The following is a 19062-nucleotide window of genomic DNA, read 5'->3' as shown; positions in this document are numbered from 1 at the left end:
GGTAAGTTCATGAAAAACCGTATTACATTGAATCACTTGGGTGGATTGGCTTTGGGCTTGTCGGTGATTTCATCCGGTCATGCTAAAGAAAATCATTCCATTCAGGTGCTGTCATTAGAGCACGCGATAGAGTACGCCATCAGCCATGATGATTGGCTTACCAGAAGCCAAAAGCTTCATATCTCGCAAGAAGCGGAAAGCCTTGCCGCTGGCACGCTCCCTGATCCCACCATATCGGTTTCAATGGCGAATTTACCTTCGGACAGTTTTGATTTTGCTCAGGAAAACATGACGCAATTAAAGCTGGGGGTCTCTCAAATGTTCCCCCGTGGCGACAGCTTGTCTCTCAAGCAGCAGCAAATCAAACAAACCAGTGAACAGCATCCGTTCATGTGGAAAAACCGAAAAGCTCAGGTGATGCTGAAAGTGACGGAAAACTGGTTAAACAGTTATCAGGCTGAGAGGTCAATTGAGCTGATCGAGCAAGATCGGGCGTTATTTGAGCAGTTGGTGGATGTGGCTGAGTCTTCTTACTCCAGTTTGTCCGCTCGGACTCAACAGCAGGATGTGGTCAGGGCTCAACTGGAGCTGACCCGGTTGAATGACAGACTGCATGTTCTGCGACAACGGTCAGAGCAATTCAAAAATCGGTTGGCGGAATGGCTGCCTTACGAATTCATTATGCGGCCTGTCGGGCAATTGCCGTCCATTCAGAACAGTACTCAAAATGAACGTTTTGAGGTGATTACTGGCCATTACTCTGAACAAGCGTTACTGGAAATTTTGTCGAAGCATCCTGCGGTGTTGGTGATAGATAAACAGATTGAAGCATCAGAAACCGGCATTGAATTGGCTGAACAATCCTATAAACCTCAGTGGGGCGTCAATGCCAGTTACGGCTATCGAGATGACACTCCGGCAGGCAGTGATCGTTCAGACCTCTTTTCTGTGGGGGTTACCTTTGACGTGCCTTTGTTCACTGAGAACCGGCAGGACAATCAGGTTCGTGCCGCAACCTATCGCAGTGAATCCATTAAGACGGACAGGATTCTGCAAATCAGAAAAATGCGGGGTATGTACCTTGGTACGGCATCCCAGTTGAAGCTGTTGGATGATCGAAAAAAACTGTATGACAGTGCACTTTTGCCTCAAATGCAGGAACAGGCAGAAGCCGTGTTAAACGCGTACACCTCAAATACGGGAGGGTTCGCCGAAGTGATGCGAGCCAGGATTGCTGAGCTGAATACAAAATTGGACGCCCTGAAAATTGATGTTGAGCAGCGGATATTACTGGCCCGACTGGATTACTACCACGCAGGGAACCGCCCCCAGATTAGCACCATAAACGACAGTAATAACACCGATTCATACCAGCATTTGCACTAGGAAGAGAACACACATATGAATAACAAATTTACCTACCCTGTATTGATTTTTGTAGGCGCGATTGCTGGTGCATTGGCAGTGAACTTCATACCCGCCATTTATCTTCAGGAAAAAGATGAGCCTCAATCGGGCGCCATGAGTATGGAACCAGCCGCAGAACCTGAGCCTTTGTATTGGGTTGCGCCTATGGATGCCAATTATCGGCGTGATGAGCCTGGGTTATCGCCTATGGGCATGGAGTTGATTCCGGTTTATGCCGAAGAACAAGGGAGCGTGGACGAGGGGCCGGGAACCATTCGGGTTAAGCCCGATGTAATTAATAATCTCGGGGTGCGCACGGCGCTCGTTAAAAAGAGCACTTTGCATACGGCCATAAAAACGGTTGGCTACGTTCAGTATAACGAAGAGCAGCTGGTTCATGTTCACCCAAGGGTAGAAGGGTGGATTGACAAGCTGTTGATCAAAGCAGAAGGCGAGCCGGTTAAGAAGGGTCAGGCCATGTATTCCATCTATTCCCCTACATTAGTGAATGCACAGGAAGAAATGGTACTTGCGCTGAGTCGTAACAATCAGCGTTTGATTCAAGCCGCTAAAGACCGCCTGAAGGCATTGCAGATGCCTGAGTCCGCGATAAAGAAGCTAATTAAGACTCGGAAAGTTCTGCAAACTGTCACTTTTTACGCGCCTCAAAATGGGGTGGTTGATAACCTGAATATCCGTGAAGGTTTTTATGTGAAGCCAGGCACTCAGGTGATGTCCATTGGCAGCCTGGAAGAGGTGTGGGTCGAAGCCGAGGTCTTTGAGCGCCAGGCAGCAATGGTTGCACCAGACAAAGAAGTGAGTATGACGCTGGATTATCTTCCTGGCAGAGAATGGACCGGAACTGTGGATTACGTGTACCCAACGCTTGATCCAAAAACACGCACCGTCAAAGTAAGAATGCGTTTTGCAAATGAAGAAGGTGTTTTAAAACCGAACATGTTTGCTCAGGTGATTATCCATTCAGAATCTGCCGATGAGGCGTTGGTGATTCCGAGGGAAGCGGTCATCAGAACCGGAACCCAAAACCGTGTGGTACTTGCGTTGGATGATGGTTATTTCAAGTCCATTGAAGTGAAACTGGGACAGCTTGATGATCAGGGGATCGTGATTCTGAATGGTTTGAATGAAGGCGAAAGGGTGGTGACTTCGGCGCAATTCCTGATTGACTCTGAATCCAGCAAAACGTCTGACTTTAAACGCATGGAATTTAGCCAAACCAGTGATTCGGACGAATCCAATGACATGGCTGCAGAAAGTTCTGGTTTAGAACGTGCTGGTTTAGAACGTGCCTGGGTAGAGGCCAGAATTGAAAGCGTTATGTTGCCTATGGAAGGCATGCGAGCGATGGTTGGTGTCACACATGAGCCGATTGAAAGCTGGAGCTGGCCTGAAATGTATATGGACTTTCCAGTAGTGCCGAGCGTGGATGTCAGCCAACTGAAAGAAGGCATGACGGTTCATATCGAAATTAATAAATATCCGGATCATAGCTTTGAAATTAATCAGGTTCACATTCCTGACTCGGACATGGGCAGTATGAATGCCACAGAGCAGTCAACAGAGTCGTCAGGAGGCATGCAATGATTGAATCCGTCATCCGCTGGTCGGTTCATAATCGTTTATTTGTCTTGCTGGCCACGCTGATTCTGGCGGGGGTCGGCTTGTACTCCCTGAAGAACACTCCGGTTGATGCTATCCCGGATTTATCGGATGTTCAGGTCATCATCAAAACCAGCTATCCGGGGCAGGCACCGCAGGTGGTTGAAGATCAGGTTACCTATCCGTTGACCACCGCCATGTTGTCGGTGCCCGGTGCGGTAACGGTTCGTGGCTATTCATTTTTTGGGGATTCCTACGTTTACGTGATTTTTGATGAAGATACCGACCTGTATTGGGCGCGAAGCCGGGTTTTGGAGTATTTAAGCCAGGTGGCTTCTAACCTGCCTGCTAATGCGAAACCTCAGTTAGGGCCAGATGCTACCGGGGTTGGCTGGGTGTATTTGTATGCGCTGGTGGATAAGACGGGCCAGAACGATATTAGCCAGCTTCGATCCATTCAGGATTGGTATTTAAAGTATGAACTTCAAACCGTTCCGGGAGTATCGGAAGTTGCTGCTGTGGGAGGGATGGTCAAGCAATATCAGGTTCGGGTGAACCCGGACAAACTTAGGGCGTTTGATATTCCTCTTTCTCATATTCAAATGGCAATCAAACGAGGAAACCAGGAAGTGGGCGCCTCGGTGGTGGAAATGGCCGAAGCCGAGTACATGGTGACGGCAACGGGCTACATCAAAGGCGAGGAAGACCTTCAGAACATTCCTTTGGGCATGAATCAGAATGGCACCCCGTTGTTATTAAAAGACGTGGCAGACATAGGACTTGGCCCTCAAATGCGCAGGGGCATTGTCGAGCTGAACGGTGAAGGAGAAACCGTGGGTGGAATTGTCGTGATGCGCTTTGGTGAAAATGCCCAAAAAACCATTGATGGGGTGAAAGCCAAGCTGGAAGCCCTCAAGAAAGGTTTGCCGGATGGTGTTGAGGTTGTCACCGTCTATGACCGATCAGGGCTAATTGAAAGGGCCGTTGAAAACCTCTGGACCAAGTTGTTTGAAGAGTTTCTGGTGGTTGCCTTGGTGTGTATGGTGTTCTTATTTCATGTTCGGTCTTCATTAGTGGCCATTCTCAGTTTACCGATTGGTATTCTGACCGCCTTTATTGTCATGAATATCCAAGGGATCAACGCCAATATTATGTCTTTGGGGGGCATTGCCATTGCCATTGGCGCCATGATTGATGGTGCCATTGTTATGATCGAAAACATGCATAAGCACATGGAGCGAACGCCTCTGACTAAAGAGAATCGATGGCAGGTTGTTGCAGAGTCGGCCAGTGAGGTCGGGCCTGCTTTATTCTTTAGTCTGCTGATTATTACGGTCAGTTTTGTGCCTGTGTTTACATTGGAAGCACAGGAAGGTCGAATGTTTGCGCCGTTGGCGTTTACCAAAACCTATGCCATGGCAGCGGCTGCGGCCTTAGCCATTACTTTGGTGCCTGTACTTATGGGCTACTTTATTCGTGGCAAGGTGATGCCTGAGCATAAGAACCCAATCAACCGTTTATTAACGGCTGGCTATATTCCGGTTTTAAAAACTGTGCTGAGGTTTCCTAAAACTACGTTACTGGCTGCTCTGGCCATTTTGTGGGTCGGGATTTGGCCCGTGGACAAAATTGGCAGTGAGTTTATTCCTTCGTTGGATGAAGGGGATCTGATGTATATGCCCACCACTTATCCGGGCATTTCAATCGGTAAGGCGCGTGAGCTGCTGCAACAGACGGACAAACTGATCAGAACCGTCCCTGAAGTGGAAACGGTGTTCGGTAAGGTTGGACGTGCGGAGACAGCCACCGACCCTGCGCCACTCACTATGATAGAAACGTTTATTCAGCTCAAACCCAGAGATCAGTGGCGCGAAGGGGTGACCTCTGAGTCACTCAAAAAAGAGTTGGACAGCTTGGTTAAATTTCCGGGGTTAACCAATGCCTGGGTAATGCCAATTAAAACGCGTATCGATATGTTGGCAACAGGCATTAAAACCCCAGTGGGAATAAAGATAGCCGGTCCTGAAATTTCTGTGATTCAGGACATCGGATTGCAACTGGAAGGCATATTAAAGGACGTACCCGGCACTACATCCGTTTATTCTGAGCGTGTGGCTGGTGGTCGTTACATTAAAGTGGATATCCAACGTGAAAAGGCTGCTCGATATGGTTTGAACATCGCGGATGTTCAGCAAGTGGTTTCCACTGCAATTGGCGGTATGAATGTTTCTCAGTCGGTGGAAGGACTGGAACGTTATCCGATTAATTTAAGATACCCGCAAGCGTATCGTGATTCGCCGGAGCAACTGGCGCTGTTGCCCATAATTACATCGAATGGACAAAGAATACCCTTGGGGGATGTAGCCCGAATATCCATTGAAGATGGGCCACCAGGAATTAAAAGTGAGAATGCACGCATCAATGGCTGGACGTTCATTGACATCGAAGGTGTGGATGTAGGCAGCTATGTGGTGGATGCCAAGCAAGTCGTCAATGACAGGTTGGATTTGCCACCGGGTTACTCTGTCTCTTGGTCTGGCCAATACGAATACATGGAGCGTGCAAAGGAAAAGCTTACTTACGTTGTCCCTTTAACGTTGGCCATTATCATCATCTTGTTGTTCTTGAATTTTCGTAATTTTGTCGAAGTGGCGATCATTATGGGCACCTTGCCATTGGCGATGGTCGGCAGCATCTGGTTGATGTATCTGCAAGGGTTCAACTTCTCTGTCGCCGTGGGGGTTGGCTTTATTGCTTTAGCGGGGGTTGCTGTTGAAATTGGCGTCATCATGTTGGTGTATCTGAATCAGTCCTATCAACAAATGTTGACGGATGTTGAGCAAGCGGGCGGAAAGCCTACCGTATCAGCTTTGCGAAATGCCGTTATTCATGGCGCGGGCGTACGAGTACGGCCGGTGATGATGACGGCGTCTGCAATCATTGTCGGGTTGTTACCCATTTTGTATGGCACCGGTACTGGCTCGGAAGTGATGAGTCGTATTGCTGCGCCTATGGTCGGTGGAATGGTCAGTGCCGTAATCCTCACACTTTTGGTGTTGCCTGTAGTGTATTTCTTATGGCGTAAGCGAACGATTAAATAACGTGATTTTCATAGAAATAGAAATAGAGATTGAAAGGGTAAATAAAATGAATGTTGTTAATAAATTTGGATTTATGATGGTAGCGGGTATGTTCTCCGGAGCAGTGCTTGCAGCGGGTACTCATAACGGTGGGCATGAACATCATCAGATGAATCATAATGGTGGTCATCACTCGTCTATGATGACCATGAACAGCCCGGTAGGAGGGCCAGGTAAAGAGTCGGAAGTGAACAAAGTTATTGAGGTGATCACGTTAGATACAATGCGTTATCAGTTCAAGACGGAACCCGATATCAAGGCTGGCGATGTGGTGAAATTCGTGGTGACCAATCAAGGAAAAATTACGCATGAATTGTCCATTGGTGATGAGAAGGAACAACATGCCCACCGTGAAATGATGAAGAAAATGCCTGATATGCAGCATGAAGATGGCAGCACTATATCCGTCAAACCTGGTGAAACGGAAACCCTGATCTGGAAGTTTGCCGGGGATGGTGAGGCATTATTTGCGTGTAACATTCCAGGCCATTATGAAGCAGGTATGTCCTACAAAGCTCAAATCAAATAAAGGCGTGCATTTTTATCGTCGAAGTGGTTTTTTACCGCTTCGACTCTTGGTCGTGTTTCTCGATTTACCTATAACGCTGAAAATATTGTAAGACAACGCTTCGTTGGGTTGTCTTCGTGTATGCCTTTGCTGTTTTCAAGCATATTCTCTGGTCTTCTGTTCAGAAAACATCCATGCCTAAAGGCCCTGTTAGAAATGTTGTAAGTGGGGTAAACGCCTGGGATCATAACGCGAGGAATTACCATGAAATTCAACATCGATCAGCAAATGCTGACGCTGTCCTACATCTCTTACACAGGCTATTGTCTGGCGGGAAGTGATAAACACAATGCCAGAAAAATTGCGCCAAAAATTGTCGAAGACTTGGCTCTGGAGTTACCGACCGCAAATAAGTGGCGTTTGGTTTGGGGGCCTGCCGTGAGTGAGCTGTTTTTATCAATTTTTGATGACAACATGGCGTACATTGTTCAGCACATCGAAAAACCGAATTGTTTTGCTGTTGTATTTCGGGGGACGAATCCGGTGTCATTATCCAACTGGATTGATGAAGATTTTTTTGTGTTCCGCAAAGACCCTTGGATGCTTGGCAATAAAAGAATTCCAGGTGCAAAAATATCCCACGGTACAAATCTGGCCATGAGAAAAGTCAAAAAGCTGGAGGCTCCGTCCGGTGTGCCTGGTGCAGGAACGACCATGTTACAGTTCTTGCGAATTCAGTCTGAAACGCAGAATAAACCGCTTGAGGTTTACGTGACAGGGCACAGTCTGGGCGGCACGTTGTCTGCCACTTATGGTTTGTTCTTAAAACAATGCTCCGGGAATCAGGACATTCCTGTGAAAGAGCGCTGGGACCCGACCGGCAAAGCCAAAATTACCGTTAAAGCGTTTGCAGGTGCAACGGCGGGCAACAGGGCTTTTGCGGAGTACTCTGATAAACTCCTCGATAAAAAGACGATGAATCGTTTTGGTAATTCATTGGATTTGGTGCCCAATGCATGGAGTAATGAAACAGTTAAAACCTGGCCGGATATTTTCAAACCCGTTGCCAAGCCTAACTGGTTTTTCGATTTATTTATATTTCAGGCCAAACTGGCTTCCTTGTTGACGGATTACACACAGCCTCAGGCCAGTACTCCGCTCTTGCCCGGGACTTTATCCGAACCGTGTAAAACCTATTTCCAACAGACTATTTATCAGCATGTGGTGGCGTACCCAATTTTACTGGGTTTAGAAGGCGTGCTGGACCCGGTGAAATATTTTCCGATTCTGAAAGATGTGCTGCCGTGTTTTCATGATCCTAAAGGCGTAGAGGTTTCTGCCTGATTTTGCCTTGTTAGTTCTGCCTCGATAACGAAAATCAACAGGCCTGCTAGGAAGTAACGTTTAAAAGGGAGCAAAAGGCTATTTTGTTCCCTTTATTGTAAAGCAGAGTTGGTTTTCAAGAGGTCTTGTTTCTGTGTCTGTTATTTTGGAAAGCGATGGCCATAGGTTTCATCGAGTTCGCGTAAGCGTTGTTGTAGCTTTTCAACCAAATAATCAATAAACACCCGTACGGCAGGGCGCATGTATTTGTTACCGAGATAAACCGCATACACCTCGCCATTAGACCCTTCCTGAAGACTGGATTGCCAGTCGGGTAAACAGATTTCTAACTTTCCGTCGATGACGTAGTCGAGCAGCATCCATTGTGACATTTGTACAATGCCTCCTCCGTGAATGGCTGCTTCCAGTAACGGTGTGCCTCCTTTGGATGACAAGTTGCCCTGGATTTGTATTTTGGCCGTTTCTTTATTCCGTTTGAAATGCCAGTAATATCTCTGCCTGTCCTGACAAAGAATAAAACAGTTGTGGTCTTTTAAATCTTCGGGTGTTTCCGGGCGTGGATGACGTTCGAAATATTCGGGAGATGCGCAGATCCAGGTTTTATTTTTGAGTAACTTTCTTGCGCGAAGGGATGAGTCAACCGGTTGGCCTACCCGGATTCCTAAGTCTACGTTGTCTCTGCTGAGATCCACCAGTTGATTGTCCAGATTGATCTCGACTTTAATGCCTGGGTATCGAGCCAAAAACTCTGGAAGCAGGGGCGATACTACAAGCCTGCCGAAACTCTCAAAGGCGGAAATTCTTAATACGCCTTCAGGCGCTTGGTTTACTTGATTCATTGATGCTTTTAATTCGTCGGCATCGAACAGAAGTTTTTCCGCGCCCCCTAAAAACTGTTGCCCTTCTTCTGTGAGCACCAACTTGCGTGTACTTCGCTTAAACAAGGTTACATTCAGTTCTTGCTCTAAATTATCAATGTTTCTGGCGACAGAAGAAGGAGCCATATTGAGCACTTCACCTGCTTTGGAAAAACTGCCCGCTTCTGTAACCTTAATGAACACCCGAATAAAATTAAGCATGGAATCAGGCCTTTTATGATGGCTTTCTGTCTGAGTGGGTATCTTTGCGTAAATTGAAAAGCTGAATTGCTTTTTATCTGGATTCTATTGAATACCGGTGAAATCTACAATGGAAGTACTTAAATAATTCTTATTTGATTCAAGGAGTAATCTCATGAGCAACAGACTATCAATCCAAGCAACAGAACCCGCTGCGTTTAATCCAATGATGGGCTTAGAACGGTATTTAGGGGAGTCAGACATAGAGCCGAAACTCAGGCAGTTAATTAAAGTGCGCGCCTCTATGTTAAACAACTGCGCTTATTGCATCCAGATGCATACCGATGAGGCATTAAAACTGAATGAGTCACTGCACCGCCTGATGGCCTTGTCTGCCTGGACGGAATCCCCGTTATTTAATGAGCGAGAACGAGCTGTGTTGCAGTTAACGGACGAAGTAACGTTAATTTCAGACGAGGGGGTGACGGATGAAACCTATAACTTATGTCTGGATATATTAGGTGAGCAAGTATTGTCTCAATGCATTATGCAGGTCGTTACTATTAATGCCTGGAACCGCATTGCTGTTGCAACCAAGATGACTCATGAATAAATCGATTGATTTAATTGAATATTTTGACTGTTAAGTAACGTTCGGGTCAGTCACTATAGCGACTGACTCGGACGAGAGTGCCTAAATGCAAGGGAAGTTCCGGTTGGGCATTAGCCCATGGATGTGGTGGCCTTAAGTGGATGTTATTCAGTGTTGCTCGATGGTTCGACAGAATTATAGGCACCGCTGGCGTAATGCAGTTCATAACTGTGACTGTATATTTCCAGTATGTTGCCAAATGGGTCTTCCATATAAATCATACGATACGGCTTCTCTCCTGGGTAATAGTAGCGTGGTGCTTTCATTCGCTTTTTACCGCCGGCCAATACGATTTTTTCTGCAAGTGCCTCAACGTTAGGATCTTGAACGCAAAAGTGAAAAATACCGGTTTTCCAATATTCGAAGTTATTTTCCGGGTTTTCCTGGTTTTTGAATTCAAAGAGTTCAACTCCGATTCGGTCGCCTGTCGATAAGTGCGCTATTCGGAAGTGGCTCCAGCCTGCGCCGAAAACATCGGTGCACATTTCGCCAATGGCGCTGGTGTCTTCGGTAATGGTTGTTGGCTCCATTATTAAATACCAGCCAAGTACTTCTGTGTAGAACTTAACGGCGGCTTCCAGGTCTGGCACTGAAATGCCAATGTGTGAAAAGTTACGAGGATAAGGGGTCGAGTGCTCATTCATCATTCGTGCCTCAAAAGGTTATGAAAAATTAAACTTTCGGAATCGAAGCGAACTTCGATGTGGATGGCTCAAAGATACGGATGATTTAAGCTTGTTAAAAATTATTATTTTTTCTTATTTTAATAAAATTTCATTATGATGTATGAGTGCGTAATAAAACTTGATTGGCAGGTTAAGGCAAGCAAGTTCGGGTTAAATAAGGGTGGGTAAGATGTTAAATCCAGTGTGGCTTAAAACCTTTAAGACATTGATTGAAGTGGGGCACTTCACCAAAACAGCCGACAAGCTTCACATGACACAACCAGGCGTTAGCCAGCATATTCAAAAGTTAGAACAAGCTTGCAAACACAGTCTCATTCGCAGAGATAAGAAAAGTTTTGAGATGACCGAGCAGGGCAGGTTGGTTTACGAGTACGCGAATTCACTGGATAGCAATGAAGCCCTTTTAATGGAGTCTTTGAGTTTTGATGATCCTTATTCTGGCCTTTGCCGACTGTCATGCTCCGGTTCGTTGGCCCTGTCTATTTACCCTCAACTGTTGGCGCTTCAGACAGCGCATTCTGGCCTGAATATCTCTTTGGAGGCCGCGCCTAATTATAAAATCCTTGAAGACATCAAAACGGGGGCTGTTGACCAAGGCATTGTGACTTACATTCCGTCGCCTTGCGTGTTTGATAGTGAGGTTTTGGCGGAAGAGAGTTTATGTTTAATACTGCCAGTGGCCTATAAAAACCAAGTAATAACAAGCAGTACGCTGAAGGAATGTGGCTTGATTGCCCACCCTGATGCAGACGCTTATTTTTCTCTTTACCTGGACAACTGCGCCAATGATGAATTGGATCGATTGATGATTGAAGACATTCCTCAAACCGGTTACATCAATCAGCTTAGCCAGATTCTCTTGCCTGTTGCTCAAGGGCTTGGTTTTACTGTATTACCCAGGAGTGCGGTTGATGCGTTCGGGAGAAAAGACGATTTGGTCATTCATCAACCGGCTAAGCAGGTGATGGAAACTCTGTATCTTGTGCAGAAGAGGAATAAGTTGTTGCCAAAAAGATACCTTACTTTGAAACAAGCAGTTCTTGAGAGCTTAGGTACGAAAGGGAAGCCAAACCAGCCCGTATCCGGGCCGGTCAGTGTATTCAGGTGATCAAAGCTGATTTGAGTGCTTAAAGTGCAGTTAGGAAGCTTCTTTTAACTTGTTTTCTGCCGGAATTTTCCAGCCCTTTTGAACCGCAGGACGTTGATTAAAACGTTCAATATAAGCCTTAACGTTTGTTAAGTCGTTCAGTTTGGTGATTTCAGTGGCTTGATAAAACGTTTGCAATGTTTGCAGCCAAGGGACAATGGCAATGTCTGCGATGGAGAATTCTCCGGCAATCCAGTTTTGCCCGTTGAGTTGGTTTTCGATCACATTCAGTAAACGCTTAGCCTCATTCAGGTATCGCGCTTTCGGACGAGGGTCTGAAATTTCTTTTCCTGCAAATACATGGAAGAAACCCAGTTGACCAAACATTGGGCCAACGCCGCCCATTTGAAACATGAGCCATTGAAGAATTTTAGCTTTTTCAACGGGGTTGTTACCAAGAAGTTTGCCGGACTTTTCAGCCAGGTAAATGAGAATTGCACCACTTTCAAATAAGCCGATAGGTTCATTGTTTGGGCCTTTGGGGTCAATGATTGCCGGAATTTTATTGTTGGGGTTAAGAGACAGGAATTCTGCACTTTTTACGTCTTCATCGGATAAGCGAACTCGATGTGCTTCGTATTCAATCCCTAACTCTTCAAGAGCAATGGATACTTTTACACCATTGGGCGTAGGAAACGAGTAAAGCTGAAGTATGTTTGGATTTTGTGCTGGCCAACGCTGATTAATGGGGAAATCTGTAACCGAGGTGTATTTGCCTGATTTGGCTGAAGTCTGATATTCATGGGTCATAATGAGCTTCTTTTTTAAAGGAATAGCAGTTAAGTCTCTATTCAGGCAAATTGGTTCGGATAAAATTATTGTCTGGTGGATTTTATTTCAGTGGTAAACCCTCTGCGTGTTGTTGGATTCTGTTGCTGGAAGTGCTTTGGGGGCTTTTGCAGGCAACGTTGAGGGTTTGGATTGCTGTTTGCTGGCTTCGATGAATAATGCCAGTATTTCCTGGTACTCTTTATTGGTTAATCTAATAGCGACCTGGTTGAGCCATAGCAGGTGAAACTCCCCGTGGGGTTGTACCGGGAGTTGAATTTGAGACGCGAGTTCAAGTAATTTTGACAGTTCGTCGAAGGGGAGGCATACATGCACTGTTCGCCAGAATACGTGGGCTGAACCATGGCTACAAATGCCAATCCATTGGTATTTATTCTGGTACGCAAGCTTACTGATTTTGTTGCACATCAGGCAGCCTCACTTAAATTGAATTCTGCTAATAGCTGGTCGACCCACGATTTAATTCGATCGTCTGTCAGTTCAAATTGCTGATCTTCATCGATGGCGAGTCCATAGAAGAATTTCCTGCAGGGACTAAGGGCTCTGCTTCCATCAAACTCATAAGTGTCGGTTGGCCAATAGCCTTTTATGTTGGCGCCCATTGGTTCGATGATCTCATGTAACCAACCCACAGCATCAATGAAATAATCTCCGTAGCCAAACTGATCCCCTAAACCATAAAGAGCAATCGCTTTCCCGGATAGGTTCGTGGTCTCTAGTTCGGTTTGAAAGTCTTCCCAGTCTCCCTGAATGCCGCCAAAGTCCCAAGTGGGTATGCCAAAGATACAAAGGTCTGCCTCATTGATTTTTTCTGCGTTGCAATCGGAGACATTAATCAGTTCCACATAGTGACCCTCTTCTGAGAACAGGCCTTGGATTTTTTCAGCAACTTCTTCTGTATTTCCGGTGTCCGTTCCGAATACTAATAAAATTTCAGACATATATGCATCTCGATTCGTGTTGATTTTGCAAGTTTATAATAATTGATATTGTTTGCAAATGATAATCAGTTCTATTTGATGTTTGAAGGATGCACGACTCATGTGAAATGTTCATTTCTGAACTACTCTGAAACTTATCCAAGTTGTTGGTTTTGTATGTCAGTCTTCAAACGATTCCAGAAAGTAGGGGTGAAAAATGTCTCGTTGTATTTCTATTTTGTTCGGTATTTTATTCAGTGTGTCTTGTTTGGCGGAAACGTTTGTTGCTGCCGGAGACCCATGGCCGCCTTTTCTTGACCCAGACAAGCCTAACCAAGGCATTGCTTTGGAGATCACTCGCGCAGCTTTGAAAACCCAAGGGCATGAATTACAAATGCAGTTTATGCCTTGGGCAAGGGCAATTAATGAAGTCAAAGAAGCGGATTCAGATATTCTTGTTGGAACCTGGTACACCGAGGAGCGCACTAAGTTTTTGATGTACAGTGACCCATATCTGGAAAATCAAATTAAATTCATCAAACGTAAAAATGACGACTTTGAATACAGCGGGCTGGATAGCCTGACAGGTAAAAATATCGGTGTGGTCAGGGGATACGGTTACGGGGACGCATTTCTTACTGCGACAAATTTTAAGCGACCAGAGTCTAAGAACCTGATATCAAATATTAAAAAACTGATCGCAGGCCGAATTGATCTTACATTGGAAGATGAAGTGGTCGCGCGTGATATTTTGAAGAGAACAGCGTCTCAATTGCTGAATAAAATAGAGTTTACGAGTGACTCTCTCTCAAGCAATAAATTGCACATTACGGTCGGTCTGAGTAACAGCCGCAAAGAAGAAATTATTTCGGCGTTTAACAAAGGGTTGAAGGAAATTAAAGCCAACGGAACTTATGATGCCTTATTGAAACAATACGGTTTTTAGTCGTGAGGTCAGCTAAGCTGGCTGTTCATTGACTGGTCGATACTTTCCAGTGATTTATGAATGTTCAATGAGGCTTGAGATACTTGCTCCATATTGCGATCGGCAGTGTTTGAATGCTGTGCGAGCTGAGTGGACTGATCAAGAACTTGCTGATTGATGGCCTTTATTTGATGGATTACGTCTTGAATCTCTTTCAGCGCTTCACCCGCGCTGCTGGTTCTTTCTGCGCCAAAAGCGGCTTTTTCTCTGCCGCTGTGCATAACACTTACGGCCTTTTGAGTATCGGCCTGAAGTACTTCTATAATGTCTCTGATTTGCTGAGTGGAGTCTTGCGTCCGCTTTGCAAGTGTTCTGACTTCATCTGCGACGACGGCAAAGCCTCTGCCTTGATCGCCTGCCCGGGCGGCTTCAATGGCTGCGTTTAATGCCAGTAAGTTTGTTTGTTCGGCAATGCTTACAATGACTTCCAGAAAGGCGCCGACTTTCTTGCTTTGCTCTTCAAGATTTAAAATGACTTCGGAAGCAGCACTGACATCATTGGATAAATCTTGGATGCTATCAATGGCTTGAACAACTGTTTCTTCACCTGTTTGAATTCGGCTTTCCGCTGTATCGGTTGTGTTTGATGTCTCGGTTGATTTGAGTGTTATTTCCTCAAGACTCGCAATGATGTCGATCAGTTGGGTTTGAACTTGACTCGTACAGTTTTGTTGGGTTTGAAGCTCCTGGTATATTTTTGCAGAACCGGATTTAAAAAGCGCTGAGTTTGATTCTTTCTGTCCCTGAAGCGCCAGTACTCGTTCGGCTTCCATCGTTGTCGCTTGATTGGACAGAGCGGCTTGCGTCATCGCCTCAGCCTGATCGACGATTCGTTTCGACATCAAGGAAAAGACCAACCAGCACACAGCAAGCCCTGCAACAATCAGAGTTAGAAGCAACCAATAGGGTTGTTTTTGGGGTTGCTGGTTTTTCGGCGCAGCTTTGGTTGATAGCTGTCGTTTGAGCTCAGTAATGGCATTGGTTGCCAGATCAATGTCTTTAATCAAATGATCAAATTGAATGTCTGAGGTTTGGTTTGTAGTCGGGAATTTAGGGAGTGCAGAAAAAGCGATATCCTGCCAGGCCTGGTCAACTTTTTGGACGGGGAGATTCAATGTTAAAGCGTCCAGCGCCGTTTGTGTATTGTTGTGCTTGTTTTGGTGATAGTTTTGGTAGGTTTCAAAACGTTGGCTACCCAGATCCATCAGTTCATCAATGTGGTCTGTTAATTCGTCTTTTCCTTGATAACTCAGGGCCTCCATGCGGCTGATGTAATCAATGGTCGCTTGGAAATTCATCATCACATTATTTATTGTTTTCAGCTTATTACCTGTTAGCAGGTCGCTTAAATACAGGGAACCGGTCGAAAGGAAATATTTGGTGCGGGTGATACGGTAAGCCAAGCCGTCATTTCCGGAATCCAGAGCCAGTTGCAGCCAGGTCGATAACCCTTTTTGAACCTCGTTGTATCGTTTGAAATACTCTTCTGAATAAGGGTCGATATAGGGAGTCTGGGATTGCGCTTGCTGATTTTGGTGTAATGTTTCTATGGCTTGCTCTAGCTGTGTCAGTGTGGTTTGGGTTGCAGACATAAATGATTCATATTGAAGTTTGGCCTGAGCATTGGCTTTTAGTTGTTCACTTTCTATGAAAGTGTTTATTTCAGAGCGAATTCCGTTGATTTGTTGAGCGTGTTGTTCGGATTGAGACTGTTGCTTTTGTTGGAGTGCTAATACGGCTTTTTTTAAAGTTTTTAATGTATTTTGAAGCACATCGAATTCTTGAGCGCTTTTGTTGTCGGCGGTCTGGTGATTTTCTTTTTCGGTCGTTGATTGATTCGACACTATAAATACTAAGATAAGACAGGCCAGAAACCAGAGCGTGAGTCCTGCCAGCGTTTTGAATAGCAGGGGGCGTACAGCTTGTTGGGAGGTTGGTAATGCCATGTATTTCTGCTCCGGTGTTGGTTTTCTGACAATTTGAGTATAGAGCAAGAATAAGGCCATTATTTATACAGGCTGTTTTGAATCTTTCACTTTATCTATTAAAAATCACACTGCATAATGCCGCTTTTTTTCTGAAGAAGGGCTAGTTTCTTGAGTTGGAATACTGAAATCACGGCTACAAACCAAACACTGCACTCTGCGACTTGCTCAGATAATACTGAGTTGGCAATTAAGTCGTCTGTTTTGGCGTGTGCAGATTACGCATTTACTTTATTCAATGAATCCGTGGAAGATGATTCCATGTACTGCTTGTTTGAGTGGAATCAAGAAGAGCAGTCGTTGGTGGTTTTAGTGACGGACGACACCAAACAAAAAGAAGGTAAGCACTTAGTTAAAGTGACTTTGACTGCTTTTGAAGCGAGCCCTGAAGAGACGCAGGCTGAAATGGTTAAATATTGGTTGCGTGATCACTTAACGACCTGCTTGGCTTTCTTTCAGTACTCTTTAGTTGCTGGCTTTTCAACGGGTGACCGAACGAAGTTAGAGCTTCTGTAGGCAATCCGCACTTTATTCTGAATTATTTCCAATGCTTTTGAGCTTTGTAGAAGGTGCTAGGATCTTTGAATCCAAGTTGTTCGCAAAGCTCAATCACCGGCGTGTTTTTTTTCAATTCGTGCTCGGCGAGTTCTTTTCTTACTTGGTTCAGCAGTGTTCTGAAGGTCGTGCCTTCCGCCTTGAGTTTTCTGTAGAGCGTCACTCGGCTGAGGTGCAAACGCGAGCATATTTGCTCGGTTTGGTGAAACGTACTCAGGTCTTCTTTAAAAAGTGTCAGAACTTTATCGGTAATGGTGACCGCTTGCTTCAGGGGCGCCGCTTCTTGAGTGAAAGCAGGAACTTTCAACGATTCCAGAATGTGATGGGCTCGGCTGCTCAGCACTTCTTTTAAATATGCATTCGCAGTTTTTATGGGCAGAGTCATAACGGCTGAACTTAGAACCAAACTGTTTGCCTGTGCGCCAAACTGAACTTTTGTATTGAAAGCATCTAGGTACGCCTGAGTATTTTGGGGTTCGTCATGCCTGAAGGTAACGGCCATCGGTGTAATTTTTTTATCAACGAAAAACTCGGCCCAATGCAATAGGGCGCAAACACTTCTTTCTACCGCTTGATGGGGGTAATCGTGGTTGGATTGAAAGCAAAATTCGAGAGTTACAAGCTGATCGTGTTCTTTTTTTACCCAAAGTTCGGACGGGTTTAATAAAGCAATGAGACTCGTAAATGTATCAAAGGCTTCGTTCAGGGTATTGCAGTGCGATAACAGGTGAGCTAATACGCCTTTGGCGTGTTTATTCACTTTCTGGCCAATTTTCAAACCTATCTGCTTATCATTGCTTTGCTTCGTTGAACGCCATAAATCAATCAGCGCTTTCTCATCAAAACGATCCTCTGGCGTTAAGTTTCGGTTTTGTTCCATGAGCTTTTGAAGTGCTGGCGAAATTAGGCTTATGTCATCCAGGTTGATGACGTTCAGGCTTAAGAGCTCAGACGCTAAATCTACCAATGCAACGGCGGACACCGTTGATGTTGTGTTCTGGGATGTTTTTTTATGGAATGGTTGTTCATGAAATGATTGTGTCATAGGGTCATTTAATAATGAATCAAATTGCCATTCATTTGAAATCAATGGTCATGTTGTCGGGATAAGGATAACTCTACGATGGCATATCCGTAAATCGTTCAAAGGGTGGCAAGATGATAAATATTGAAGAAATAACCACGGAAGTGGCGTTAAGGCGAGTAATTAAGCCTTATCCAAAGTTACTTGATAAAAGAATTCAGACGAAGTTGGATAAATACAGCCTGGAGTTTATACAACTGGCCAGAGCGGGTGTTGTTTATGTTGGTGGCAGTCGGTTTGGCTTTGATATTCTCGATCTTCAAAATCCCGATTGTTTTGCTTTGAAGTCAGATAAACACTTTGTAATTCGCATTAATAAGGAAGTGCAGCAGACGAATGCAGCTTCCTTGCAATGCAGTTTGTATTTTCTGATTCCTGGTGTTGGTCACGGACTTAGAGTGAATGGGCGGATGACTGGCAACCAAGAGCCGGATTTATTTGAAGTGGAAATCAGATCTTTGTATTTTCAGTGTGCCCGGGCAGCGGTTAGATCAGGCTTGTGGCACTCTGATAAGGCACTGCCTTTCGAACGAGGTGATTTTCAACGAGACAGTTTTGAACAAGGTAATTTTGAACGAGACAATAAAGTAAATGATGAAGTCGTTGAAGAAAATCTGACAGCACAACATATTCAGTTTATTGAAGCATCGCCTTATGTGTTGTTGGGTACGCAAGATAACAAAGGGGAAACGGAACTCTCGCCAAGAGGTGACCCAAATTGCGTTGCTAAGGTTCTTGAACAAGGGCAAATACTCATTCCGGAAAGGCCGGGCAATAAAGTAGCGATCAGTCTGAGAAATATTCTGGCTACCCAACTTGTAGGCCTTAGCTTTTTTATTCCAAACAGTGAGTTTTTTCTCACTGTAACTGGCAGAGCAAAAATAATAAGCGCGCCTGAATTGCTTGAGTCCTTTGGTGTTAATAACAAAGTACCAAAATTAGGTCTTTTAATTGAGGTCGATTCAGTGTGTTTATCTCGGTCGTCACTGCTTGCCTCGTCAGATTTTTGGGCGGCAGACAGTTTTCCTGATACCTCTTCTTTAACGTCATTTCCTAAGGCACTAGCGGCTCACATGAACGGCGATGGTTGGTTGGGCAAGGTTTCCGCACCTGTGGTTGGCGCAGTGGTTAAGAAGGACTTGAATGCTTTGTATTGAGGAGGGGCAACACAGATAGAGAATC

General features: G+C 45.1%; 17 protein-coding genes. 10 read left to right on the top strand and 7 right to left on the bottom strand.

The genetic code is table 11. The features are described from left to right. Nucleotides 1-9 precede the first annotated feature (9 nt). The 5 genes from ABD744_RS16660 (at nucleotide 10) to ABD744_RS16640 (ending at nucleotide 8019) form a co-directional block, all read left to right on the top strand. On the top strand, nucleotides 10-1386 hold the full coding sequence (locus ABD744_RS16660) for a TolC family protein (RefSeq protein ID WP_344799682.1): 1377 nt from the start codon (nucleotides 10-12) through the stop codon (nucleotides 1384-1386). 15 nt (nucleotides 1387-1401) lie between these two features. After that, nucleotides 1402-3012, top strand: a complete 1611-nt coding sequence (locus ABD744_RS16655; RefSeq protein ID WP_344799681.1) for an efflux RND transporter periplasmic adaptor subunit — start codon at nucleotides 1402-1404, stop codon at nucleotides 3010-3012. Next, a complete protein-coding gene (locus ABD744_RS16650; RefSeq protein ID WP_344799680.1) occupies nucleotides 3009-6128 on the top strand; it encodes an efflux RND transporter permease subunit in 3120 nt (1039 codons plus the stop codon). The genes ABD744_RS16655 and ABD744_RS16650 overlap by 4 nt, the downstream gene beginning before the upstream one ends. A 46-nt stretch (nucleotides 6129-6174) precedes the next feature. Further along, nucleotides 6175-6696, top strand: a complete 522-nt coding sequence (locus ABD744_RS16645) for a cupredoxin domain-containing protein (protein WP_344799679.1) — start codon at nucleotides 6175-6177, stop codon at nucleotides 6694-6696. Nucleotides 6697-6939: 243 nt separating this feature from the next. Further along, nucleotides 6940-8019, top strand: a complete 1080-nt coding sequence (locus ABD744_RS16640) for a lipase family protein (RefSeq protein ID WP_344799678.1) — start codon at nucleotides 6940-6942, stop codon at nucleotides 8017-8019. 140 nt (nucleotides 8020-8159) lie between these two features. On the opposite strand, the gene ABD744_RS16635 is transcribed toward ABD744_RS16640, so the two are convergent. Then, the gene (locus ABD744_RS16635) at nucleotides 8160-9098 is read right to left on the bottom strand and encodes a LysR family transcriptional regulator (RefSeq protein WP_344799677.1); all 939 of its coding nucleotides are present in this window, start codon (nucleotides 9096-9098) and stop codon (nucleotides 8160-8162) included. Between the two features lie 154 nt (nucleotides 9099-9252). Here ABD744_RS16635 and ABD744_RS16630 point away from each other — a divergent pair, with 154 nt between their 5' ends. Beyond that, entirely contained in the window at nucleotides 9253-9690 is a 438-nt protein-coding gene (locus ABD744_RS16630; RefSeq protein WP_344799676.1) for a carboxymuconolactone decarboxylase family protein, read from the top strand. A gap of 143 nt (nucleotides 9691-9833) precedes the next feature. Here the strand turns inward: ABD744_RS16630 and ABD744_RS16625 are convergent, their stop codons facing one another. Continuing rightward, the gene (locus ABD744_RS16625; RefSeq protein ID WP_425562188.1) at nucleotides 9834-10376 is read right to left on the bottom strand and encodes a lactoylglutathione lyase family protein; all 543 of its coding nucleotides are present in this window, start codon (nucleotides 10374-10376) and stop codon (nucleotides 9834-9836) included. 208 nt (nucleotides 10377-10584) lie between these two features. Here ABD744_RS16625 and ABD744_RS16620 point away from each other — a divergent pair, with 208 nt between their 5' ends. Continuing rightward, entirely contained in the window at nucleotides 10585-11523 is a 939-nt protein-coding gene (locus ABD744_RS16620) for a LysR family transcriptional regulator (RefSeq protein WP_344799675.1), read from the top strand. 30 nt (nucleotides 11524-11553) lie between these two features. Here the strand turns inward: ABD744_RS16620 and ABD744_RS16615 are convergent, their stop codons facing one another. From ABD744_RS16615 to ABD744_RS16605, 3 genes are all read right to left on the bottom strand, one after another. Further along, nucleotides 11554-12312 carry a glutathione S-transferase family protein gene (locus ABD744_RS16615; RefSeq protein WP_344799674.1) on the bottom strand — a complete coding sequence of 253 codons (759 nt, stop codon included), beginning with the start codon at nucleotides 12310-12312 and terminating at the stop codon, nucleotides 11554-11556. 87 nt (nucleotides 12313-12399) lie between these two features. Continuing rightward, nucleotides 12400-12759: a hypothetical protein gene (locus ABD744_RS16610; protein WP_344799673.1), complete on the bottom strand. Its 360-nt coding sequence runs from the start codon at nucleotides 12757-12759 to the stop codon at nucleotides 12400-12402. Then, the gene (locus ABD744_RS16605) at nucleotides 12759-13292 is read right to left on the bottom strand and encodes a flavodoxin (RefSeq protein ID WP_344799672.1); all 534 of its coding nucleotides are present in this window, start codon (nucleotides 13290-13292) and stop codon (nucleotides 12759-12761) included. The genes ABD744_RS16610 and ABD744_RS16605 overlap by 1 nt, the downstream gene beginning before the upstream one ends. Nucleotides 13293-13488: 196 nt before the next feature. Between ABD744_RS16605 and ABD744_RS16600 the strand changes: the two genes are divergently transcribed. Further along, nucleotides 13489-14217 carry a transporter substrate-binding domain-containing protein gene (locus ABD744_RS16600; RefSeq protein ID WP_344799671.1) on the top strand — a complete coding sequence of 243 codons (729 nt, stop codon included), beginning with the start codon at nucleotides 13489-13491 and terminating at the stop codon, nucleotides 14215-14217. Nucleotides 14218-14225: 8 nt separating this feature from the next. Here ABD744_RS16600 and ABD744_RS16595 read toward each other — a convergent pair whose 3' ends face one another. Further along, nucleotides 14226-16202, bottom strand: coding sequence for a methyl-accepting chemotaxis protein (locus tag ABD744_RS16595; protein WP_344799670.1), 1977 nt, complete (start codon nucleotides 16200-16202; stop codon nucleotides 14226-14228). A gap of 150 nt (nucleotides 16203-16352) precedes the next feature. On the opposite strand from ABD744_RS16595, the gene ABD744_RS16590 reads away from it, so the two are divergent. Further along, entirely contained in the window at nucleotides 16353-16757 is a 405-nt protein-coding gene (locus ABD744_RS16590) for a hypothetical protein (protein WP_344799669.1), read from the top strand. Nucleotides 16758-16779: 22 nt separating this feature from the next. Here ABD744_RS16590 and ABD744_RS16585 read toward each other — a convergent pair whose 3' ends face one another. Further along, a complete protein-coding gene (locus tag ABD744_RS16585; protein WP_344799668.1) occupies nucleotides 16780-17841 on the bottom strand; it encodes an AraC family transcriptional regulator ligand-binding domain-containing protein in 1062 nt (353 codons plus the stop codon). Nucleotides 17842-17954: 113 nt separating this feature from the next. Between ABD744_RS16585 and ABD744_RS16580 the strand changes: the two genes are divergently transcribed. After that, a complete protein-coding gene (locus tag ABD744_RS16580) occupies nucleotides 17955-19037 on the top strand; it encodes a pyridoxamine 5'-phosphate oxidase family protein (protein WP_344799667.1) in 1083 nt (360 codons plus the stop codon). The last annotated feature ends 25 nt before the right edge of the window (nucleotides 19038-19062 follow it).

Origin of the sequence: Litoribacillus peritrichatus (genome assembly GCF_039537985.1) — a bacterium.
Lineage (GTDB): Bacteria > Pseudomonadota > Gammaproteobacteria > Pseudomonadales > Litoribrevibacteraceae > Litoribacillus > Litoribacillus peritrichatus.
This window is presented reverse-complemented; position numbering and strand designations above follow the sequence as displayed.